Genomic DNA, 22,347 nt, shown 5'->3' on the forward strand with positions numbered 1-22,347 from the left:
AATTGAGATAATTCTATAAAAATCAAGGAAAATAAACAATATCAAATTTATAAAAAAGTTTCATATATGAAATTAAAAGAAATAGGACACTAAAAAAGTAGAAATATTTTGTGAAATATTGTAAAATATAAATAATACTCTATGTAGGTTAAGGAGGAAAAATGCAAAATTATAATGAATTATTAGAAGCAAATTTGGAATGGGTTGAAAAGAGACTTGATTTAGATAAGGATTATTTTAAAAATCTAGCAAAAGGACAAAATCCACCATTTCTATATATAGGATGTTCAGATAGTAGAATGCCAATAGATACATTTACACAAAGTGAACCTGGAAGTTTTTTCATTCATAGAAATATAGCTAACCAAGTATTTTCAAATGATATGAATTTTTTAGCAACATTAGAGTATGCAGTAGAGCAATTAGAAGTAGAGCATATAATTGTTTCAGGACATTATGAGTGTGGAGGAATAAAAACAGCTCATGATAAATGCAGACATTCTTCAATAATATCTAGTTGGTTGATGCCAATAAAAAAGATAGAGGTAGAACACAAAGAGGAATTAGAAAGTTTATCAACAGAAAGAGAAAGATTAGATAGATTAACAGAGTTAAATGTTTTAGAACAATTAAAACATATATTTGAGTTGTCTGTTATAAGAAATAGAATTGAGAATGGAAAATATCCAAAAGTTCATGGTTGGGTCTTAGATATTAGAAGTGGTAAAATAGTGGAGATAAAGATACCAATAGAGGATTGGAAATCAAAAGGAATTATACCAAAAGAGTATCAGGCTTAACAGATAATCCTTTGTCTTTTTAACAATAAAAGATAAGGGATTTTATTATGCTAAAAGATAAATTTGTTTCATATATAGAATTTATTAAATTTAAAAGTAAAAAAAAGTAATAATTTAAGGAGGATTGAAATGGAGATAAAATCTAAAAGTTTTTTAGAAGAAGTTTTAAATCATTTAGTTAATAAGAATATATTTGTCAATTTTACAGTAGAATTTTTATTTTTTATAATAAAATTATTTATATGCATAGGAATATACTATTTCGTTTTAAAATTAGTAAAAAAAATAGCTCCTATTTATAATCGTGCTAAAAAAGAGAATGTAATAGATCCATCTCTTAGAAGTTTTATAAGATCTATTTTATATGTAGGATTACACGCAACTTTAATAACTATTTGTCTTTTAATAATGGGAGTAAAGGAAAGTAGTTTATTGGCGTTCTTTGGAACTCTTGGAATAGGTGTTGGTTTAGCATTAAAGGATAATCTATCGAATTTTGCAGGAGGTATAATTGTACTTATCTTTAAAACATACAAAGTTGGAGATGAAGTAAATATATCAGGAGAGATGGGATATGTTCACGACATTGATATTTTTTCAACTACAGTTAGAACTCATAATAATGATTTAGTAATTGTTCCAAATGGTTCTGTTGTTTCAAATAAAGTAATAAATTATACAAAAACACCAATAAGAAGACTAAAGTTTATAATAGGAGTATCCTATGATGCTGATTTAGATGTGGCTAGAGAAGCTTTGGAAAAACTATTAAGAAGTAATCCTCTTGTTCTAACAGATCCAGCAGTTTATAGTCATGTTGACGCTTATGCAGATAGTTCTATAAATATAGCTTTAAAGGGGTGGACAACAAACGAACACTACTGGACTGTTTATAAAGAGACATTAAATGGAATAAAAGGTGCTTTAGATAGAGAAAATATAAGTATTCCATTCCCACAAATGGATGTTCATCTAAACAGTGTAGATAAATAAAAAAAAGCTGAATATTTTCAGCTTTTTTTAAAATCTATACCCTAAAGAAAGAGTAACACTTTTTCTTTTACCAAACCCTACTTCAGTTGTAAACTCTACAGATTTATTTATTTCGGTTCTGAAACCAATAACATTATTCCATGGAGAAGATGATTTTTGGTTAACTTCAAACTTTCCAGGAATATCAACTCCAATATCCCTTAAATTACCTTTTAAAGTTTGAGAAATGTCTTGATACATTCCACCTATCCAAATTGAATTTTTTGTATTATAAAAATCAAAATTATATCCAATTTTAGGAGATACTACAAGAGCGTTGATCTCTCCTTCGATAATGTTTAAGGTAGTTTTTGTATAATTAAAATCAATTAGTGAGAAAAAGTTTTTATTCCCAGCAGCAAGAACAGTACCTACTCCATAAGTAGTTCCTTCATATTTCAGAGTGAAATCTATGTCTTTTATAGGAATAAGGATAGGTTTTCCACCAGGAAAAAAAGATGGAATAGAAAAAGTACCATTAACATTTGCACTAGAATTTCCCTTTGTTTTTCCTAAAATTCCATAAACATTTAAAAATGGAAATATCCAAATATCAGCTCTTACTAATTTATTTGTATTAACTGTTTTAGCTTTGCTAGCAGTTAAATTAAGATTTTTTCCAATATTTAAATTTCCAATCATTGGAGAAAGTTTGATACTTTCAATATCAACGTTTTGCTTCATATCAACATATATAACATTTATTCCATAAGGATTAGGAAGTTCATAGCCTCTTTGACGAGCTTCCTCTCCTAATAAAGGAAATAAAGGTTTATCCTGGAAAGTATCAGAAGAGATAAGTAAAATGCTATTGCAAATAAAAGTAATAAGTAAAACTAATTTTTTTTTCAAAAAAGAACCTCCTAAAATTTACTTTAACGGAAAATTATATCATAAAAAAATAAATAAAGCTATTAGAAAAAACTTTTGAAAAAAGATGTATAGTATTTCAAATATTAGTATAAAAGAGGATGGTATATACTGTTAAGGCATAAAAACATAAAAGGAGATTGTGAAAAAATGAGAATTATTTTAATGTTTATAATTTTAGGAAATGTATTATTTGCCAATTCAATTTTAGGATATTGGATGACACAAGAGGGGAAAACAGGAAAAGAAGCTATTGTTTTAGTGGAAAAAATTGGAGAAACATATAATGGAAAAATAAAATATATAGCAACAGTGGATAAAAAATTTAATATAATAAGCTATACTAATAAAGATGAAATAATAGGATTTGAATTAGTAAAAGATTTTAAAAAAGTAGATGATAATATCTATAAAAATGGTAGAGTGATAGATCCTAAAAGTTCTAGAGAATATTATGCATCAGTTAAACTAGAAGGTGATAAATTTCTTTTAAGAGGTTCTCTTGACCCTCATGGGATATTAGGTGCAAGAAGGGTTTGGAAAAAAGTTGATAAGGAGTACATAAAAAAATATGGTGATGAAAAATTATGATAAATAAAAGAAAAATATCTCCTAATGAGAGAATGTATATCACATTTGAAAAAAACTATAATTCATTTATGATAAATAGAGTAGTTATGGGAAGCGGAAGTATAGAAGTAGAAATGTTACAAAAAGCTGTAGATGAAATAGCTAATATATTTCCAGAAAGTAGATATAAATTAAATGGAAAGTACTGGATAGATTCAAAAATTAATCCACAAGTTATGATTATTCAAAAAAAAGATATTGGACAAGATTTTAAAGAGTTGATGAAAAGAAAAATAGATCCAACAAAAGAGCCCGCTTGTCAAATATACTATTTAAAAGAATTTAATAAAATTACACTTATTTTTAGAACTCATCATGGAGTAATGGATGGAAAAGGACAAGGAATTTGGATTGAAGCGATATTTAAAAAACTCAATCTTTTTGAGATAAAAAGAGAGCCTTCTAAAATAAGAGATATAGATCTTTTAAAAAGAAATGGAATAGAAAAAAATAGTGATATAGTAACAGTTGGAAACTATTCTCCTATAAAAGATAGAATATCCTATGAAATAACTAGTCCAATTTCTAAAAAGTTAATTATAGATGGAAAAATAAGTAGCTTAACTTCTAAATTAATGGGAAGTATTCATACTTTAAGTGAAGATAAAGTAAGTAGATTTATAGTAACGAGAGATATTAGAGAAAAATTTAAAAGTGAAGATTTGAATGTAGGAAATCTATCATTACCTATGTATTTAGAAGTGCAAGATAAAAATTGGAAAAAAATAAATATAGATTTAATAAATATGATTTTAAAAAATAAAGATATAATTTATTCCCCAAAAGAGTATTTTATATTTGGAAAGATTCCAATAAATATTTTACAATTAGGATTAGGATATACAATATCTAATTATAATAAGCAAAAAAAGACAGCTACAACAGCTGTAATTTCAAATTTAGGTAGAATAGATTTAGAAAATTACAAAACAAAAACGTTTTATCCAGAAGAAGTATTTGCACTTCCAGTTATAACTCCTTTAGTACCACTTTCTTTTGTAATAACAGAGTTAGAAAATAAAATTATTTTAACAGTTGGATACTATGAGGAAAATTATGATAATAGGGTGATAGAAACATATCTAGAGAAACTAAAAAATATATTATCAAATAAAAAAATAGTTAATATATTGGGAGAGAAAAAAGTAAAAAAGCTAGATATATTTGAAGAGATTTTTAAAAAAGATGAAGAGGTTAAAATAGGAGTTATAGAAAAAAATAAAGAGTTAACATATAAATATATATTTGAAAAAACTCAGATACTTTATAACTATTTAAAAAGATTGGGAGTAGAAAAAGGAGATAGAGTTTCAATTTCAACGAAAAGAGATTCAAGTTATTTAATATCAATATTGGCTTGTATTAAAGCTGGGGCAGTATTTATTCCTATTGATCCTGAATATCCTAAAGATAGAATTAATTACATCAAAGAAAATTCAAAAAGTAAAATTTTACTAGAGGATATAACTGAAATTTTGCTTGAAAAAGATATAGAGAATAAAAATAATAAAAGTTATATTAAATATAACTCAGAAGATGTGGTTTATACAATTTATACTTCAGGAAGTACGGGAAATCCAAAGGGTGTAGAGATAACCTATGGAACGCTTTGTAACTATATATCAAATTGTATAAAAAAATATGATATAGACAAGAATACTATTTTTGGTTTCTTTACATCAATTTCCTTTGATCTATCAATAACTGCTATATTTACTACTTTAGTGACAGGAGGACAAATAGAATTTTTTGATGAAAAAGTTACTCCAGTTACATTAAAAGATATTTTTGAAAATAGTAAGATGAATAGTGTAAAAATGACACCAACTCATTTAGAGATAATGTCAAAATATAAAATTCAAAAAGATAGATTTAAGCTTGTTATTGTAGGAGGAGAGCAACTAAAGGTTACTACAGCTAAAAAAGCTCAAGATTTGCTTGGAGACAATTGTAAAATAGTTAATGAATATGGACCTACAGAAGCTACCGTAGGGTGTGTATATCATATTTTTGATAAAGATAAGAAATATTTAGGAGAGGGAGTACCAATTGGAAAACCTTTAGATAATATAGATCTATATTTAGATATTGATATAAAAGAAAATTTAGGTGAATTATTAATAGGAGGAGATTGCTTAGCTAAAGGTTATTCAAATAATCCTATAGAAACAGAGAAAAAATTTATTTATCTAAATGGAAAAAGATTTTATAAATCTGGAGATCTATGTAGAATAAATGTAGATGAAGATTTAGAATTTTTAGAAAGAAAAGATTTTCAAGTGAAAATTAGAGGATATAGAATAGAGTTAGAAGAGATAGAGAAAAAAATAGAGGAGTTTTCAACAGTTAGCGCATGTAGAGTAATTCCTAATTCATCAAAAAGTGCACTTCTAGCTTACTATATAGGAGTAGCAGATGAAAATGAGTTACGTAAATTTTTAAAGAAAAATTTACCAGAGTATATGATACCCTATGCATTTTTTCAAATAGATGAGTTTCCATTAAATTCCAATGGAAAGTTAGATTTAAAAAAATTGAGAGAGTTAAATAAAAATATTATATTAGAAGAAAAAGATGAAATTGAGTTATCTACTTTTGAAAAAAAAATAATAAAAATATGGGAAAGTATACTAGAGATAAAAATTCAAAGAGAAAATATATACAAAAGTTTTTATGAATTAGGAGCAGATTCTTTGAGTATAGTAAGATTTATAAATGAAATTGAACCTTTAATTAAGACTGAAGGAGTAGAAAATATAATATTAAATCCAACTTTAGAAACAATAAAACTCTATAGTAAATAAAAAAATCCCCCTATTTAGGGGATTTTTTTACATATATTTTTTTAATAAAGATTCATAAGTCCCATCTTTTTTTAATTCATCTAATGCTGTGTTAATTTTATTTAAAAGTTCAGTATTTTTTTTAGAGATTGCAATGGCATACTCTTCAGGTTCCCCAGATGTTTCAGCTAATTTTAAACCTTTATTATTTTTTACATAGTTTAAAGCTGTTTCTGAATCTAAAACTACAGCATCAATTTTACTATTTTGTAACTCCATAATAGCAGCATAAGAAGCATTATATTTTTTAGATTTAACATCTTTCATCTCGCTAATAACAACATCTCCAGTAAATCCAAGCATAACTCCAACTAATTTTCCTTTTAAATCTTCAAAGTTTTTAATATTGGTATTATCATCTTTTAAGATTATAACTTGATTGGCAGTATAGTATGGATTTGAAAAATTAACAGCCATTTTTCTTTCTTCATTAGCAGTCATCCCAGCGATAACAATATCAACTTTATTTGTTTCAAGAGCTGGAATCAATCCATCAAAAGCCATATCTTTAATAACTACTTCCATATTTAGCTTATTTCCAATAGCTTTAACTAAGTCAATATCAAAACCTACAACTTCCCCTTTATCAAGATATTCAAAAGGTGGAAACTCAGCATTTGTTCCAACATAAAGTTTCTCCTTTGCGAAAGCTAAAGTACCTATAGTTAACATTAAAATTAAAACCAAATTTTTAAAAATATTTTTCATAGTTTCCTCCTAAGTGTTATTAAATTTATTATTAATGATTTAAAACTTTTTCAATAAAATCCTTTGCTCTTGAGTGGTTAGACCCTTCAAAGAGCTCTTCAGGGGTTGTATCCTCTAAAATAGAGCCTTGATCCATAAATAAGACTCTATCTGCTACTTTTCTAGCAAATCCCATTTCATGGGTAACTACAACCATTGTCATACCTTCGTTAGCTAGTTCTCTCATAACGTCTAAAACTTCTCGAATCATTTCAGGATCAAGAGCTGAAGTTGGCTCATCAAAGAGTATAACTTCAGGATCCATACAAAGAGCTCTAGCTATAGCTATTCTTTGTTTTTGACCACCTGAAAGTTGATCGGGATAAGCAAGAGCCTTATCTTTTAATCCAACTTTTTTAAGAAGAGTTAGAGCTTTTTCATCCACTTCATCTTTTTTCATTCCCTTAACTTTCATAGGTGCTAAGGTAAGATTTTCTAAAACTGTTTTATGTGGAAAAAGATTGAAATGCTGAAAAACCATTCCAACTTTAGCTCTCATATGATTTATATCTGTTTTAGGACTCATAATATCCTCTCCAGCAATGAAGATATGCCCAAGAGTAGGTTCTTCTAAACGATTTAAACATCTTAAAAAAGTAGATTTTCCACTTCCAGATGGACCTATAACAGCTACAACTTCACCTTTGTTGATATGGGTAGAAACACCCTTTAAAACCTCTAACTCACCATAATTTTTAAATAGATTATCAACTTTTATCATGCTTTATTCAACCCCTTTTCAACGCCTCTCATAATTTTTGTAAATATCCCAACTAAAATTAGATATATTAAACCAACCAAAAGTAATGGTTCAACACCTCTATATGTTTGAGAGGTAATTATATTAGCAGATCTTAAAAGATCAACTCCACCAATGAAGCCAACAATAGATGTTTCCTTTAAAAGCGTTATAAACTCACTTACTAAAGTAGGAAGAATTTTTCTAATAGCTTGAGGAATAATTACCTCTTTCATAGCCATAGGATAACTCATTCCAAGAGCTCTAGAAGCTTCCATTTGGCCTTTATCAAGACCTTCAATACCAGCTCTAATAATCTCAGCAACATATGCACTAGAGTTAATTCCAAAGGCAATACCAGCTACTAAAAATATTGGCATATCTCTAAAACCTGCAAAGATTATATTAGCTAAAACTAAAAGCTGAACAACAGCAGGAGTTCCTCTAATTAAATCAATATAACAAATAGCTATCCATTTAAATTTTGTAGACAATCTTAAAAGAGCTATAAAAATACCAAAAATAACACCAAAGATAGCTGAAAAAGCTGTTACACCAACTGAAAAAGCTAAACCTTGAAGAACATATTGATATCTGTAACCATCAATAAAAATTGTTTTTAGTGTACTTAAGTAATCTCCCATAAAAATCTCCTTTATATTAGTATTTGGTATAAAAAAAGAAGGTCTAAGAGTATAGACTTATACTCTTAGACCTTCCAAAATTAAAAGGGTAAATAATTTTGCAAAAGTAATCCATAATTATAGGGATAAAAATGGATGGCCAGCATCAAAAATTACTAAGAATATAATAGAATATAGAGTTGTTATTATATTGTACCCTATTCCTATCAATTCTAAATAACATGACCTGACCTCCTTTAAAAAATTCATAAACTGCTAAAGTTTGATTGATTATAAACTATGAAAATAAATTTGTCAATTATTTTTTTATAAAAATATTTTTCCTAAAAATATTTAGAGCTTTAGCTTTCTAAATATTCTTAGGAAAAAAGCTGAGCAGGGGGGAGTGCTCAGCTTTTTCAGACACTTTTACTACTAAATAAAAGGGTCTTTAGTGGGGGGATTTTTATTGGGAAATTAGTAGATGAATCTATTGGAACGATTAGGGGGTCATTCCAACGATATATGTCAGTCGCTATATTATTACTAAACTGACCAAGAAATTCCTTCAAATTGATTTTAAAAATTTTAGATTTATTTGGATTTCTATTTGTTATAACACCTATAAAGTCTCTCTCATTGGGAAGATATCGGATGTAAGCAAAAACGTCAGGGTGAGGTGAAAAAAATTTAATTTCTCCTTTTTTTAATACTTTAGATTGTGATCTTAAAAAAGATATTTTTTTATACCAATTTAAAAGATCTTGATCTTCATTTCCCCAGGGATATGTTCTTCTATTGTCAGGATCTTTTCCACCTTCTAATCCAACTTCATCACCGTAGTAGATAACAGGAACTCCTGGAATAGTAAATTGAATTAAACTTAAAGATTTTAAAACTCTAGTTGTTGCAGGTTCAAAATATTGAGGATCTATATTAAACTCTTTAACAATATCTTTAACTGAAGTTTTTATTCTTTTTACATCATGACTTCCTAAAAGATTAAAAGAAGCATAGTAGTTCTCTCTAGGATAGTTTTCTTTTAATGAATTCATATATTTACAAAGAGTAGCACTATCAATAGAACCATTATAGAAATTTAAAAGGTATGTTCTAAGAGGATAGTTCATAGCAGAGTCTAGCTGTTTTCCATTAAAATACTCTCTTCTTTGTCCATAACTAACTTTATTGCTAGCATCCTCCCAAACCTCTCCAATTATAACAGAATCAGAATCAATATTTTTACACTTGTATTTTAAACTCTCTATAAAAAAACTAGGAAGTTCATCAGCAACATCAAGTCTCCATCCCTTGATACCTGTATTCATCCAATGGCTAATAACACTATTTTCGCCCTCTACAATATATTTAAAAAAACTAGGATCTAACTCGTTAACACATGGTAAATCTTTAATTCCCCACCAACAATCATAGTCATATGGATAGTTTTGAAATCTATACCAAGGATAAAAAGGGGAGTTTTTATTCATAGATGCTTCTTTAAAATAGATACTATCTTTACCAGTGTGGTTAAAAACACCATCTAAGATTATAAAAATATCTCTTTTTTTACACTCTTTAATCATATCTTTAAAATCTTTATATGAACCTAAAATAGGATCTATTTTATGATAGTTATTTGTATCATATCTATGATTACTCGTAGCTTCAAAAATTGGGTTTAAATACAAAGTTTTAACATTTAAACCTTTTAAATAGTTAATTTTTTCTGTAATTCCTTTTAAATTTCCACCAAAAAAATCCCAACGAGCAATCTCATTTTTATTATTTTTAATATACATAGGTATATCAGACCATTTTCCATATAAAAAACTATTTTCTTTAGGTTCATTGACTTTAGTATCTTTATTACCATTTCTAAATCTATCTGGGAAAATTTGGTAAGCAATTCCCTCTTTAAACCAGTTAGGAGTAGGATTATTTTTATAGTATAAAGTTATTTGATAATCAATTGGAAAATTTTCATAAATCTCACCACTTCCACCAAGAGCAAGAGAGTTATTTCCATAATAAAAAATAGTATTTTCATTGCCAATAGTTATTTTAAAGTGATAAAAAATAGTTTTAGCTAAAGATGGAGTTGTAAAATTAAGAGACCAGACTATATAGTCGTGGTCTCCAATTTTTTCTTCTCCATTTGGAAACATTTTAATCTCGTTTGTTTTTCCATTTTTAACAATTAAACTTACATTTAAGCAATTGATATTTTTTTGAGTAAGAATATTAAATTTTATATTTTCTCCACAAGGAGTAGCTCCAAAAGGTGTTTTAAATCTTTCGTTTTGTGAGTCAAATAAGATTGAATTATTAGGTATAGAGTAGGAAAGACTATTCACCTCTTTTCACCTCCTTAATATGCCAAATATCTTCAGCATATTTTCTAATACTATTATCTGAAGAGAATTTTCCAGAATGGGCAATGTTAACTAAACACATTTGAAGCCATCCTTTTCTATTTTCATAAAGAGTATTTATTATATTTTGAGCTTCAACATAAGCCGTAAAATCTTTTAGTACAAAGTAAGGATCTCCTTCTCCATATATATGATTTAAAATATCTTTAAATTCATCTTTATTCTCAGAAAATGTACCATCACTAAGTTGTCTAAGGATTTTTTGTAAATCAGAATTAGAATCTAAAATGTCTCTAAAGTTATAAGTTCTATTTTTTTCTAAATCCATAACCTCTTGAGATGTAAGTCCAAAGATAACAATATTATTGTCTCCAACTTCATCATATATTTCAACGTTAGCTCCATCTAAAGTAGCCAATGTAACAGCACCATTCATCATGAACTTCATATTTCCAGTTCCTGAGGCTTCTTTAGATGCTGTAGATATCTGTTCACTTACGTCTCCAGCAGGAATAATAAGCTCAGCTATAGAAACTCCATAGTTCTCTAAAAATACAATTTTTATTTTATTCCTAATATCAGGATCATTGTTAACAATATTAGCTACAGAATTTATAAGCTTTATTATATTTTTAGCTAAATAATATGATGGAGCAGCTTTAGCCCCAAAGAAAAATGTTCTTGGAACAATATCTAGCTCTGGATTTTCTTTTAATTTATTATAAAGATAAATTATATGGAAAATATTAAGCAGCTGTCTTTTATATCCATGAAGTCTTTTAATCTGTACATCAAATATTGAAAAAGGATTTATATCTAAGTTATAGTTATTTTTGACAAAAGCTACAACTTTTTCTTTATTTTTAAATTTAATTTTATCAAGAGCTTGTAACACATTATCATCATTTATGTATTTTAAAAAATTAATAAATTTATTTGTATCATTTAAACATTCAGAACCACTTTTCTCAATAACTAATTTATAAAGATCAGGATTAGCATTTTTAAGCCATCGTCTATGAGTTATTCCATTAGTTTTGTTATTGAATCTTTCTGGATAAAGAAGATAAAAGTTATGAAGTTCACGATTTTTTAAAATTTCAGTATGTATTTTAGCAACTCCGTTGATAGAGTGAGAACCAATAATAGCTAAGTTTGCCATTCTAACCTCTCCATTATAGATTATTCTCATTGAATCAATTTTGTTATAATCCTCTTCATACTTTCGGCTAACCTCTTCACAGAAACGTCTATCAATCTCCTCTATAATCATAAGGATTCTTGGAACTGTTTTTTTAAACATATCATAGGGCCATTTTTCCATTGCTTCAGCTAAAATAGTATGATTTGTATAAGCTAAAGTTTTAACTGTTATATCCCATGCACTATCCCAGTCCAGCTTTTCTTCATCTAAAAGAAGCCTCATAAGTTCACCAACAGCTATAGCAGGATGGGTATCATTTATGTGAACTCCAACAAAGTCAGAAAATTTATGAATAGACTCTTTAAGTTTTTTATATCTTTTCAAAATCGTTTGTAAACCAGCGCTTACAAAAAAATATTCCTGTTTTAAACGTAAAAGTTTCCCTCTATAACTAGAGTCATCAGGATATAAAATTTGAGAAATAGCTTCTACAGCAAATTTTTTATCTATGAATTTTTGATAGTCACCTTTTTGTAAACTATTAAGATCAATGTCCTCTTCAGGAAGCTCAGCACTAAAAAGTCTAAGAGTATTAACTGTTTCCATATTTGCTCCTAAAATTGGAATATCATATGGTACAGCATCAATCTCTTCATGTCCAGAGTATATAGGAACAATACCATCAGGAGTGTTGTTTAAAGTAACGCTACCTCCAAATCTAACAGTTACAGTTTTTTCTGGTTTTTTAATCTCCCATAGAAAGTCATCCTTTAACCAGTTATTTAAAAGTTCTTTTTGATATCCATTTACAATTTTTTGTTTAAAAAGTCCATGTTTAAATCTAATTCCACATCCATGACCAGGAAATCCTAAAGATGCAAGAGAATCCATAAAACATGCAGCAAGTCTTCCAAGTCCACCATTACCAAGAGCAGGATCAGGTTCTAACTGTAAAATCTCTTCTAAATCAATACCTAAGTCTCTAAGGCCATCTTTAACAGTATCTCTGATATTAAGGTTTAAAAGATAGGAGTTCAAAAGTCTTCCAAGTAAAAATTCCATAGAGAAGTAATAAATTTGTTTACATTTTTTCTTAGTGTAATAGTTGTTAGTTTCAGCCCAAGATTCAGAGATATAGTCTCTAATAAGTTTTCCTAAGGCTAAATACTTATGTTCTAAAGACGCTTCAGTAGGAGTTTGAGCAAAAGTAAGTGTCAGTCTTTTAATATAGTCATCTTTAAATTGGTTTTTAGTTAAATTCATAAAAGACCTCCATATAATGATTTATATTTTTTAGCAGACTCTTTCCAATCAGAGTTATATTTCATGCATGATCTCATAAGAGCAGTCCAGGCTTTTTTATCTTCATAGAAAATCTTAGCAGCATATTCAAGCTTAAAAAGCATGTCATGAGCATTATAATTTTGAAAAACAAATCCTGTTCCACCAAGAGTTTCAGGGTTAAAGTTACTAACTGTATCTTTTAATCCACCTGTTTCTCTAACTAGAGGAATAGTACCATATCTCATAGCAATAAGTTGACCAATACCACAAGGTTCAAAAAGTGACGGCATTAAAAATAGATCGCAAGCTCCATATATTTTTCGAGCTAGCTCATCACTAAATTTTATATTTGCAGAAAGCTTTCCAGGATTAATATATGAGTAGTAATTAAATAGATCTTGATATTGAACATCTCCAGTTCCAAGAACAACAAATTGAAGGTTAATATTTAAAATTTCATCCATAACCCACTTTATTAAATCAAGGCCTTTTTGGCTAACTAAACGAGAAACTAAGCCAACCATAAGAACGTTTTCATCAACAGGAAGTCCAAGACGTTTTTGTAGTTCAACTTTATTTATAGATTTTTTCTTTAAGTTCGTAAGACCAAAATTAGCATAAAGTTTATCATCTTTTCTAGGATCATAGAGAGTATAATCAATCCCATTTACAATTCCATGAACTTTATCTCCTAGTTCGATTATTAATCCATTTAATTTTTCTCCATAGAAAGGATAAGTGATCTCTTTAGCATAGGTTTCACTAACGGTTGTTACTAAATCAGAGTATATAAGCCCTCCTTTCATAAAAGAAACTCCATCATAAAATTTAAGTTTATCCTCTGAATAGTAAGAACTATCAAGACATAATAACTCTCCTAAAATATCTTTAGAGAAAACTCCTTGATATTTTAAATTATGAATAGTAAAAACTGTTTTAGTATTTTTTAAAAGAGGATCATTTTTATAAAAAGCTTTTAATAGTACAGGAATCATACCAGTATGCCAGTCATTACAATGAATTATATCTGGAGTGAAGTCAGGAATATGTTTTATAGCTTCTAAAACTCCTCTACAGTAAAAAGAGAAAATTTCCCCATCATCATAATGACCATATGGAACATGTCTTTTAAAATAATACTCATTATCTAAAAAGTAAAAATCAACTCCATCATATTCTAAATGAAAAAGTCCAGCGTATTGATTTCGCCAACCTACAGGAACAGTGAAAGAGCCTAAAAAATTCATTTTTTCAATAAATTTTTTAGGGATATTTCCATTTTTAGGAAGAATAACTTTAGCATTAACCCCTACTTTTTTAAGAGCCTTGGGAAGGGCATGAGAAACATCCCCTAAGCCACCAACTTTTAAGAAAGGATCAGCTTCTGAAGTAGCAAAAAGTAGATTAATATTTTTCATCTTGTCTCCTCCTTTGAGATTAAAACTTATATTTTTTTTGAATAACGAGAGGATAAAAAGGATTACCTTCTAACTCTGTATCTTCTAAAATTACATTTTTATCAACAATTACATTTTTTAAATGTGTTCCAGCTTTAATAGTACAATTTTGAAGAATGATACAATTCTCTAGCTTTGCACCTCGCTCAACATTTACATATCTAGATAAAACACTATTTATAACAGTTCCTTCAACAAAACATTCATTGGAAATAATAGAGTTTTTTACTACCTCTTCACTTAAATAATGAGTAGGAATAGAATCTTTTATTTTACTAAAAATAGGTCTATTTTCATTGAAAAATAGTTCTTTTAAATTTTTAGAGTTAATAAGTTCCATATTAGTTCTAAAATAATTAGCAAGAGAGTTTAAACATGATAGATACTCTTTATGCTCAAATCCTGTAATTTTTAGATTAGTTTTACTTCTATAAATAATATCTTTTAGTGGTAGATCCTTATTAGGTCTTGCCATAATAAGGGCCATTAAAAGAGATCTTTTAATTAAAAATATCTCTAAAGATACATTTTGGTTTTTCTTTGGTAAAAAATTACTGCAAACCCTATTTAGATTGTTTTTTTCATTAAATTCTAATATATCGCATCCTAAAAAATTTTCAGATGGTTCAGGGATATTTTTATATATAACAGTAATGTCAGCTTCTGAAAGTTCATGAAACTCCATAGCTTTATCTAAATCTATATTAGCTACCATATATGTAGGAGCAATAACAATCATATCATCTTTAGCTTTTAAAAGATCATCGAAATTTTCAACTAAAAGTTCAGTATCTGTTTCAACATCTCCTGTGTGAATTGTAAGACCTCCATTTTTTCTATTTAAACCCCAAGATTTAGTAACATCTAGGTGGTTTCTAAGAGAACGACAATTTTTAGGTGTAAGTATGTGGATATTTTTTATTCCAGCATTTCTCATATATGACAGAGGGAAATCCACTGCTCGATATTTACCTGCAATGGGTACAGTAGCAATTCCTCTATGTAAAGTTAAAGTTTTTAAAAGATCTCTACTTTCAAAAGATGTTATAACTCCAGTGTATTTTGATAACATTATTCATCCCCCCCGCTTATAAATAAAATTTCATCTTTTCTTCCAAAGTGTTCTCCAGCTTCTACTGTTACATTTTCACCTAAAATTATTCTATTAACAAAACTTCCTTCTTTTAAAACAGCCCCAGCTAAGATAACGCTGTTGTGTACTTTAGCTCCCTCTTCAATTAGAACTTCAGATGAGATAATTGAGTTAATAACCTCTCCTTTAATAATACACCCTTCTGAAATAATAGAGTTTTTAATAACAGCAGTTTCTTCTAGAAGATGCCCTGGCTTATTAGTTGCTTGAGAGTAGATTCTCCAATTTCTATCAAATAAATCTATAGGATTAGAGCTATCTAATAGATCCATATTAGCAGCCCATAAGCTTTCAATTGTTCCAACGTCTTTCCAATATCCAGCAAAAGGATAAGCCATTAGTTTATGCCCCTCTCTCAAAAGCTTAGGAATAATATTCTTTCCAAAATCTTTTTCAGAATATTTATCTTGTTGATCCTCTTTTAATGCTTTTTTTAGAAGTGACCAATTAAAAATGTATATTCCCATACTAGCTAGAGTACTCTTAGGTTCTTTTGGTTTTTCTTCAAACTCATATATCTCTCCAGTGTCTGTTGTATTCATAATGCCAAAACGAGAGGCCTCATCCATAGGAACATCAATAACAGCAACTGTGGCTTGAGCTCCTTTTTCAATATGAAAATCTAACATCTTATCATAATCCATTTTATAGATATGATCTCCTGATAGAATAAGAACATATTCAGGATTATACATATCAATATAGTTTTCATTTTGAAAGATTGCGTCAGCAGTTCCTTTATACCAACGATTTTCACTTTCTGTGGAGTATGGAGGTAAAATACTAACTCCAGCCCCTTCAATATCTAGATCCCAAGGACTTCCAACTCCTATGTGTCTATTTAATAAAAATGGTTTATACTGAACTAAAACCCCTACAGTATCAATTCCTGAGTTAACACAATTACTCAGTGGAAAATCGATAATTCTGTATTTTCCACCAAAAGGAACAGCTGGCTTAGCAACATCTTTAGTAAGTTTTTTTAATCTACTACCTTGTCCTCCAGCTAAAATCATGGCAATCATTTTCTTTTTCATAGTTTACTTCCCCCTTTTAAATATTGGTTTTAAAAATAGTGTACAAAGTGGAGCTATGTTTATAGGAATAGAGAATGGTTGATCATCTAATTCTCTATTTATAGGTTTTATAATATTTGGATTAGTTTGATTACTTCCTCCAAAGATATCTTTATCACTATTGAAAAGTTCTTCATATTCAACCATTCTAGGAACACCAATAGAGTGGTTGATATATTCATTTTTAGTAAAGTTACAAACAACTAAAATAAAATCTTCAGAAGTATCACCTTTTCTAATAAAAGTTATGAGCTTTTGAGTATGATTTTTGTGATTTAACCATTGGAAACCATCACCAGTTGAATCATTTCCCCAAAGAGCTGGCTCTGATTTATAAAACTCATTTAATTTACTAACGTAAGTTTTTAAAGAGTCGTGCTGAGGGTATTTTAAAAGTTTCCACTCTAATTCCTCATAATATCTCCATTCAATAAATTGACCAAACTCCCCTCCCATGAAAAGAAGTTTTTTTCCTGGATGTCCAAACATAAATCCATAAAACATTCTAAGGGAGTCAAATTTTTGTATATAATCTCCATTCATTTTATCTAGAAGAGATTTTTTTCCATGAACAACTTCATCATGAGATAAAGCTAATATAAAGTTTTCACTAAAAGCATACATAAGAGAGAAGGTTAAAAGATTGTGATGACTATCTCTCTCGCAAGGAGAATAAGACATGTACTTTAACATATCATTCATCCATCCCATATTCCATTTATAGTTAAAACCTAGTCCACCCTTATATGTAGGAGCGGTAACTAAAGGCCATGAAGTAGCTTCTTCAGCGATCATTAGTGGATTTTTGTAAAGTTTAAAAATTGTTTCGTTGAGTGTTCTAAGAAAATCAATAGCCTCTAGCTTAGCATCTCCACCTAAAGAGTTTTTAAGGCCAGTTTTTTCTCGCCCATACTCAAGGTATAAAAGATTAGAGACTGCATCAGCTCTGATTCCATCAATATGAAAATGTTCAAATAAAAATGTTGCACTTGATAATAAAAAGTTTTTTACAAAGGGTTTAGTAAAGTCAAAGTTAGCAGTTCCCCAAGTGGGATTTTCCCCTAAAATTTCGTTTTCGTATTCAAAAAGAGGTGTTCCATCAAATCTATATAAACCGTGGGCGTCTTTACAAAAATGTCCAGGAACCCAATCTAAAATAACTCCTATTCCAGCTTTATGGCACTCGTTTACAAGGTGTTTGAAATCTTCTGGAGTTCCGTATCTACTGGTGATAGAGAAATATCCAACACCTTGATATCCCCAAGAGGTATCTAGGGGATGCTCAGTCAATGGGAGAATTTCAATGTGTGTAAAACCTGTTTCCAATATATAAGGAACAAGCTTTTTAGCAATCTCTTTATAATTTAGGAATTCTCTTCCATCTTCAGGACCTTCTCCGCGGTTATAGTTTCTTTTCCATGAACCAAGATGCAACTCATAGATACTTATAGGTTTTTTATATAAGTTTTCCTTCTCTCTTTTTTCTAACCATTTGTTATCTTCCCATGGAAAAGATGTAAATGGGTTATAAACAATAGAGGCAGTATTAGGTCTCACTTCTGAAAGAAAGGCAAAGGGATCACTTTTCAAAAATATTTTATGATTTTTATCAGCAATCATATATTTGTAAAGTGTTCCCTCTTTTAAATGTGGAATAAAAAGAGTCCAAACTCCTGTTTTTACATCTTTATTCATATAATTTGCTTTCCCATCCCAATTATTAAAATCTCCAACAACAGAGATTTTGATAGCGTTTGGTGCCCAAAGAGTAAATAAAACACCCTGAGTATTATCAATAGTTTTAATATGAGCTCCGAAAGTGTTATAAAGAGTATAATTCATAGAAATCCCCCTCTCTTTTTTTAAATTTTAATTATTATAATATATTCTTTTGAAAAAAGATACACCTTTCCTTTCTTAAAATAAAAAAAAATTTCCAAATTAAAAAAAGAAAGTATTAGTTTGATTAGTAAACAATATTTTTAGATTTTTTTTATTTTTACAAAAAAATTTTCAAAAAAAAAAAGTAAAATTGGAATTACCTAAATTTAAAATTTAATATAATCTTTAAGTATAAGCACATTTAAAAAATTAGGAGGGGTAGCATTAGAAATTATGAGTTTTGAAAATATATTTTGTCATTCATATGAGTATACTGGTAAAAAAGAGAGTTTTTTAAAATTGTTAAATGAAAGTGTAGATGTATATTGTCCACAAAATGAGATTAGACTTCTAAATAAAGAAAATCGTATATTAGTAATAAAAAATGTAACTAAGGAGTTTCAAAAAAAAACTTTAGAACATTTTTATATGAGATATAGTGAAAAGAAGAGCAAAACAAGAAGTAATTTGATAGTTTGGAAAGAAAATGAGGTAGAGTATTTAAAAAGAAATTATAAAGAATGTTCTAAAAAATTATCCGAAATACTTAATAAAAGTGAGTATCAAATAGGTTATATGATTGGAAAATTAAAGCTTTATGAGAAGAAAAAATGGAATGATATAGATGATAGATATTTAAAAGATAATTACTTAAGAAAGACAGATTTAGAAATAGCAGCTGAATTAAAAAGAAGTTTGGCTTCTATAAAGAGTAGAAGAGGGAAATTGGGGCTAATTATAGCTAAAATTTAAAAAGATGTATATTTCAAATATACATCTAAGAAAGGCATTTGTTGAGTTTTCTTTTTATAAATGGTAGTGATTTTTCACCACCAGGACCAAAAAATAGTTGTCCCCACAGATTATTGACTTCAAAAAAATCATTATATTTAACATAATATATCTTATCTTTTAATTCAGGATTTTTCTTCAAAAGAGTTTTTTTATCTATGTAGTTTGTAAAAAGTATATAATCATACTTTTCAATAAGAGAGTTGTCTAAAGTAGAGTAATTAAAAATAGATAAAATATCTATTTTTAAAAATGAGAGATGCTTTAGAAACTCTTTTTTTAATTCATGACCTAACCAGTTTTTAAAAGATGAATCAATTATTAAAAAGTTTATATCGATATCTAAAGTTTTATAACGAGTACATATAGTGTCATAAAGATAGATTGCTAAAGTATAATAGTCCTCTTCTAAAAGAGTAATTTTTTTCTTTTTTAAAGTATATTTAATATCTGTAATTACACTTTTAGGGATATCATAATCAGTTATAAAATAATTAGAATAACTTATAATGGAAAAATCAAATTTAAAGTATGCATTACTCAATATTTGAGATAGAAGAGTAACTTCTGTTTTGTTTAAAGTGACACTATATATTTCTTCAACACGGTCAGATATAGGTTTAGTAAGGGGTTTATAAGTAGTATAGATATATTCATCTGTTATAGTTAAAAGAGAAGTTGCTAAGCTTTGAAAAACTTTTAAATCAAGATTTTTAAAATCATCTATTTTTTCTAAAGAGTTATAAATATTATTAAAGACAATTTGTAAATCTTCAGAAAAAGAATTTAAATTTAAATCAAAATTCTCACAAATATCTTTATAAAAAATAAAGTGATATATAAGCATGCACTCAATTTTTTCATAGAGATATACTCCAATTTCAAGATTTAAAGTAGTTATTATCTTTTGTTGAAGTAATTTTATGTTAGCGGGAAGTTTAGGTGTTATAAAAGTATCAAAATACCTTTTTACAAGAGGATTTAAAAATTTTCCATAAAGTGTCCAAATAATCTCGTTAAGTTCTTTTTTTATAAGGATTTTACTTAAATATTTAATAGAAAACTCCTTTATAGTGTTGTAGTCTCCTTTTAGAAGAATTCCTTGCCAAGAGATACTTTTTAAAGATAGATTAGATTTTTTAAAAAATTTTTTCATGTGTAATAAATCATTGTTTAGAGTATTTCTACTTACTTGAAAGATATCAGTTAAAGAGTTAAGGTTAACTTTTTTCTCAAAAATTAATAGAATAATCATATATGATATTCGCTCTTCAGAACTTAAAGTTATATTTAAATCATTGTCAGGAATTTCAAAAGAATCTTTAGTTAAATTGAGATAAAACTCTTTATTAGATTTTATTATTTTTCCAAAATTATAAGATTTTAAAAAAATATTAATATTTTTAATACTATTTCGAGCTGTAACAATAGATATATTTAAAAAGAAAGTAATCTGTTCTAAAGAAAGTGTTTCGTGATTTATAAGAAGCTTAAGAATAGATATATCAATTTTTGAAAGTTTCACAAAGGCCTCCTCTAATTAAAATTATAATAATTATATAAATTTTTAGAAAAAAATAAAAGAATTTTATTGCGGATTATAAAAAAAGTATTATGATATAGTGAAAAGGATATATAAAATATATTCAAAATTCTTTTAGTTACCCCCCGACAACTAAAAGCCAAAAGCTATAGAAAAATCTATAGCTTTTTTAATTTAAAATATGTTATATTTAATTGAAAAAATATGGAGAGGGAGAGAAAATGAAAATATTAAAGTACTTATTAGTGGTATGCTTAGCAAGTATATCTATTTTTGCTCAAGAGGCTAAGAGAATAGCATTAACTTTTGATGATGGTCCAAAGGCAAAGATTACAGAGGAGATACTAGAAGTTTTAAATGAAAATGATGCAAAAGCAACATTTTTTATCTTAGGAACAAATGGGAAAAGATATCCTAAAATTTTAGAAAAAATCCATGAGGGTGGTCATCAAATAGCAAATCACTCATATAATCATCCAAATTTAAAAAAATTACCAATGAATGAAGTAAAAAAAGAGTTAGAAAGTACAAATAAAATAATAACAGCTGTAACAAATAAAAAAGTAGGTCATTTTAGACCACCATATGGAGCTTTAACTAAAACTCAAAAAGAGGAGCTAAGAAAAAATTTAGGGATGGAATCTGTTATGTGGAACATCTGTCCAAAGGACTGGGAAAAACCTTCAGATGCAGATTATATAGCTAAATTTTTAGTAGAAAATGCTAAAGATAATGGAATTGTATTATTGCATGATTATGGTAAAACTGCTCAAGCCTTAAAAGTTGCAATTCCTCAATTAAAAGCCAAAGGTTTTCAGTTTGTGACAGTTGAAGAGTTAAGTAAAAAATAAAAAATTTAAATAAAAAAGACTTTACTTTTTAACAAAAAACATGTATAATAACTCTAGATTAATAATATGAGTTTTAAAATTTTTAGAAGAGAAACCAATAGGTAACTTGAGTTTGTTTAACCTCTGATTTAAAGATTAAGATTTGTAGAGTTATAAAAAAATAATTTTATGGAGGTATCAAATGAAAGGTACAGTTAAATGGTTTAACGAAGAAAAAGGATTTGGATTTATCACTGGTGAGGACGGGAAAGATGTATTCGCACACTTCTCTCAAATCAAGAAAGATGGATTCAAGAAGTTAGTAGAAGGAGAAGAAGTAACTTTTGACGTAGTTCAAGGTGAAAGAGGACCTCAAGCATCTAACATCGTAACTGTAAAGTAATGATATTTTAAAGCCTTAGAGAAATCTAAGGCTTTTTTTTTATTAAAAAATGTAAAAGGATTTACTTTTTATTATAAAAAAGGTATAATTTAAAGGTTGAAAAACAAAAATAAATTAAAGGAGAG

General features: G+C 27.9%; 18 protein-coding genes. 7 read left to right on the plus strand and 11 right to left on the minus strand.

Annotated elements, in window-relative coordinates; all coding sequences use genetic code 11:
- Positions 1–161 precede the first annotated feature (161 nt).
- Positions 162–800: a carbonic anhydrase gene (locus NON08_RS05695; RefSeq protein WP_256690460.1), complete on the plus strand. Its 639-nt coding sequence runs from the start codon at positions 162–164 to the stop codon at positions 798–800.
- A 129-nt stretch (positions 801–929) separates the two neighbouring features.
- Positions 930–1,793 carry a mechanosensitive ion channel family protein gene (locus NON08_RS05700; protein ID WP_256690461.1) on the plus strand — a complete coding sequence of 288 codons (864 nt, stop codon included), beginning with the start codon at positions 930–932 and terminating at the stop codon, positions 1,791–1,793.
- Positions 1,794–1,820: 27 nt separating this feature from the next.
- Here the strand turns inward: NON08_RS05700 and NON08_RS05705 are convergent, their stop codons facing one another.
- Positions 1,821–2,684 (minus strand): hypothetical protein, encoded by an 864-nt coding sequence (locus NON08_RS05705; protein WP_256690462.1) that lies wholly within the window; start codon positions 2,682–2,684, stop codon positions 1,821–1,823.
- 168 nt (positions 2,685–2,852) lie between these two features.
- On the opposite strand from NON08_RS05705, the gene NON08_RS05710 reads away from it, so the two are divergent.
- Together NON08_RS05710 and NON08_RS05715 are read left to right on the plus strand one after the other, a co-directional pair.
- Positions 2,853–3,293, plus strand: a complete 441-nt coding sequence (locus NON08_RS05710; protein WP_256690463.1) for a DUF2147 domain-containing protein — start codon at positions 2,853–2,855, stop codon at positions 3,291–3,293.
- Positions 3,290–6,136, plus strand: a complete 2,847-nt coding sequence (locus NON08_RS05715; protein ID WP_256690464.1) for a non-ribosomal peptide synthetase — start codon at positions 3,290–3,292, stop codon at positions 6,134–6,136. Before NON08_RS05710 ends, NON08_RS05715 begins: the two co-directional genes overlap by 4 nt.
- A 27-nt stretch (positions 6,137–6,163) precedes the next feature.
- Here NON08_RS05715 and NON08_RS05720 read toward each other — a convergent pair whose 3' ends face one another.
- The 9 genes from NON08_RS05720 to glgB all read right to left on the minus strand — a co-directional run bounded on the left by NON08_RS05720 (position 6,164) and on the right by glgB (position 18,615).
- The gene (locus tag NON08_RS05720) at positions 6,164–6,883 is read right to left on the minus strand and encodes a basic amino acid ABC transporter substrate-binding protein (protein WP_256690465.1); all 720 of its coding nucleotides are present in this window, start codon (positions 6,881–6,883) and stop codon (positions 6,164–6,166) included.
- A gap of 31 nt (positions 6,884–6,914) precedes the next feature.
- Positions 6,915–7,643: an amino acid ABC transporter ATP-binding protein gene (locus NON08_RS05725; RefSeq protein WP_256690467.1), complete on the minus strand. Its 729-nt coding sequence runs from the start codon at positions 7,641–7,643 to the stop codon at positions 6,915–6,917.
- The gene (locus NON08_RS05730; protein WP_256690468.1) at positions 7,640–8,305 is read right to left on the minus strand and encodes an amino acid ABC transporter permease; all 666 of its coding nucleotides are present in this window, start codon (positions 8,303–8,305) and stop codon (positions 7,640–7,642) included. Before NON08_RS05730 ends, NON08_RS05725 begins: the two co-directional genes overlap by 4 nt.
- 398 nt (positions 8,306–8,703) lie before the next feature.
- Positions 8,704–10,641: a glycoside hydrolase family 13 protein gene (locus tag NON08_RS05735; RefSeq protein ID WP_256690469.1), complete on the minus strand. Its 1,938-nt coding sequence runs from the start codon at positions 10,639–10,641 to the stop codon at positions 8,704–8,706.
- On the minus strand, positions 10,634–13,066 hold the full coding sequence (locus NON08_RS05740; RefSeq protein ID WP_256690470.1) for a glycogen/starch/alpha-glucan phosphorylase: 2,433 nt from the start codon (positions 13,064–13,066) through the stop codon (positions 10,634–10,636). Before NON08_RS05740 ends, NON08_RS05735 begins: the two co-directional genes overlap by 8 nt.
- Complete coding sequence (glgA, locus tag NON08_RS05745; protein WP_256690472.1) at positions 13,063–14,505, minus strand: glycogen synthase GlgA; 1,443 nt, start codon at positions 14,503–14,505, stop codon at positions 13,063–13,065. The genes NON08_RS05740 and glgA overlap by 4 nt, the downstream gene beginning before the upstream one ends.
- 19 nt (positions 14,506–14,524) lie before the next feature.
- Positions 14,525–15,616: a glucose-1-phosphate adenylyltransferase subunit GlgD gene (glgD, locus tag NON08_RS05750; RefSeq protein WP_256690473.1), complete on the minus strand. Its 1,092-nt coding sequence runs from the start codon at positions 15,614–15,616 to the stop codon at positions 14,525–14,527.
- Positions 15,616–16,734: a glucose-1-phosphate adenylyltransferase gene (locus NON08_RS05755; RefSeq protein ID WP_256690474.1), complete on the minus strand. Its 1,119-nt coding sequence runs from the start codon at positions 16,732–16,734 to the stop codon at positions 15,616–15,618. Before NON08_RS05755 ends, glgD begins: the two co-directional genes overlap by 1 nt.
- A 3-nt stretch (positions 16,735–16,737) precedes the next feature.
- Complete coding sequence (gene glgB, locus NON08_RS05760; protein ID WP_256690475.1) at positions 16,738–18,615, minus strand: 1,4-alpha-glucan branching protein GlgB; 1,878 nt, start codon at positions 18,613–18,615, stop codon at positions 16,738–16,740.
- Between the two features lie 273 nt (positions 18,616–18,888).
- On the opposite strand from glgB, the gene NON08_RS05765 reads away from it, so the two are divergent.
- Complete coding sequence (locus tag NON08_RS05765; RefSeq protein ID WP_256690476.1) at positions 18,889–19,407, plus strand: hypothetical protein; 519 nt, start codon at positions 18,889–18,891, stop codon at positions 19,405–19,407.
- A gap of 25 nt (positions 19,408–19,432) precedes the next feature.
- Here NON08_RS05765 and NON08_RS05770 read toward each other — a convergent pair whose 3' ends face one another.
- Positions 19,433–20,971, minus strand: coding sequence for a helix-turn-helix domain-containing protein (locus NON08_RS05770; RefSeq protein ID WP_256690478.1), 1,539 nt, complete (start codon positions 20,969–20,971; stop codon positions 19,433–19,435).
- 239 nt (positions 20,972–21,210) lie between these two features.
- On the opposite strand from NON08_RS05770, the gene NON08_RS05775 reads away from it, so the two are divergent.
- Both NON08_RS05775 and NON08_RS05780 read left to right on the plus strand, forming a co-directional pair.
- Positions 21,211–21,840, plus strand: coding sequence for a polysaccharide deacetylase family protein (locus NON08_RS05775; RefSeq protein WP_256690479.1), 630 nt, complete (start codon positions 21,211–21,213; stop codon positions 21,838–21,840).
- A 181-nt stretch (positions 21,841–22,021) separates the two neighbouring features.
- Positions 22,022–22,222 (plus strand): cold-shock protein, encoded by a 201-nt coding sequence (locus NON08_RS05780; protein WP_023052090.1) that lies wholly within the window; start codon positions 22,022–22,024, stop codon positions 22,220–22,222.
- Positions 22,223–22,347: the final 125 nt, after the last annotated feature.

The sequence above is a fragment of the Cetobacterium sp. NK01 genome, from assembly GCF_024506395.1.
In the GTDB taxonomy this organism is placed as follows: Bacteria; Fusobacteriota; Fusobacteriia; order Fusobacteriales; family Fusobacteriaceae; genus Cetobacterium_A; species Cetobacterium_A somerae_A.

Bases quoted from the DNA above. Each gene is read 5' to 3' on its own strand.
- NON08_RS05755 (WP_256690474.1), bottom strand. From the start codon at position 16,734: ATGAAAAAGAAAATGATTGCCATGATTTTAGCTGGAGGACAAGGTAGT.
- NON08_RS05695 (WP_256690460.1), top strand. From the start codon at position 162: ATGCAAAATTATAATGAATTATTAGAAGCAAATTTGGAATGGGTTGAA.
- NON08_RS05730 (WP_256690468.1), bottom strand. From the start codon at position 8,305: ATGGGAGATTACTTAAGTACACTAAAAACAATTTTTATTGATGGTTAC.
- glgD (WP_256690473.1), bottom strand. From the start codon at position 15,616: ATGTTATCAAAATACACTGGAGTTATAACATCTTTTGAAAGTAGAGAT.
- NON08_RS05725 (WP_256690467.1), bottom strand. From the start codon at position 7,643: ATGATAAAAGTTGATAATCTATTTAAAAATTATGGTGAGTTAGAGGTT.
- NON08_RS05780 (WP_023052090.1), top strand. From the start codon at position 22,022: ATGAAAGGTACAGTTAAATGGTTTAACGAAGAAAAAGGATTTGGATTT.
- NON08_RS05700 (WP_256690461.1), top strand. From the start codon at position 930: ATGGAGATAAAATCTAAAAGTTTTTTAGAAGAAGTTTTAAATCATTTA.
- NON08_RS05710 (WP_256690463.1), top strand. From the start codon at position 2,853: ATGAGAATTATTTTAATGTTTATAATTTTAGGAAATGTATTATTTGCC.
- NON08_RS05740 (WP_256690470.1), bottom strand. From the start codon at position 13,066: ATGAATTTAACTAAAAACCAATTTAAAGATGACTATATTAAAAGACTG.
- NON08_RS05765 (WP_256690476.1), top strand. From the start codon at position 18,889: ATGAGTTTTGAAAATATATTTTGTCATTCATATGAGTATACTGGTAAA.
- NON08_RS05720 (WP_256690465.1), bottom strand. From the start codon at position 6,883: ATGAAAAATATTTTTAAAAATTTGGTTTTAATTTTAATGTTAACTATA.
- NON08_RS05775 (WP_256690479.1), top strand. From the start codon at position 21,211: ATGAAAATATTAAAGTACTTATTAGTGGTATGCTTAGCAAGTATATCT.
- NON08_RS05715 (WP_256690464.1), top strand. From the start codon at position 3,290: ATGATAAATAAAAGAAAAATATCTCCTAATGAGAGAATGTATATCACA.
- glgA (WP_256690472.1), bottom strand. From the start codon at position 14,505: ATGAAAAATATTAATCTACTTTTTGCTACTTCAGAAGCTGATCCTTTC.
- glgB (WP_256690475.1), bottom strand. From the start codon at position 18,615: ATGAATTATACTCTTTATAACACTTTCGGAGCTCATATTAAAACTATT.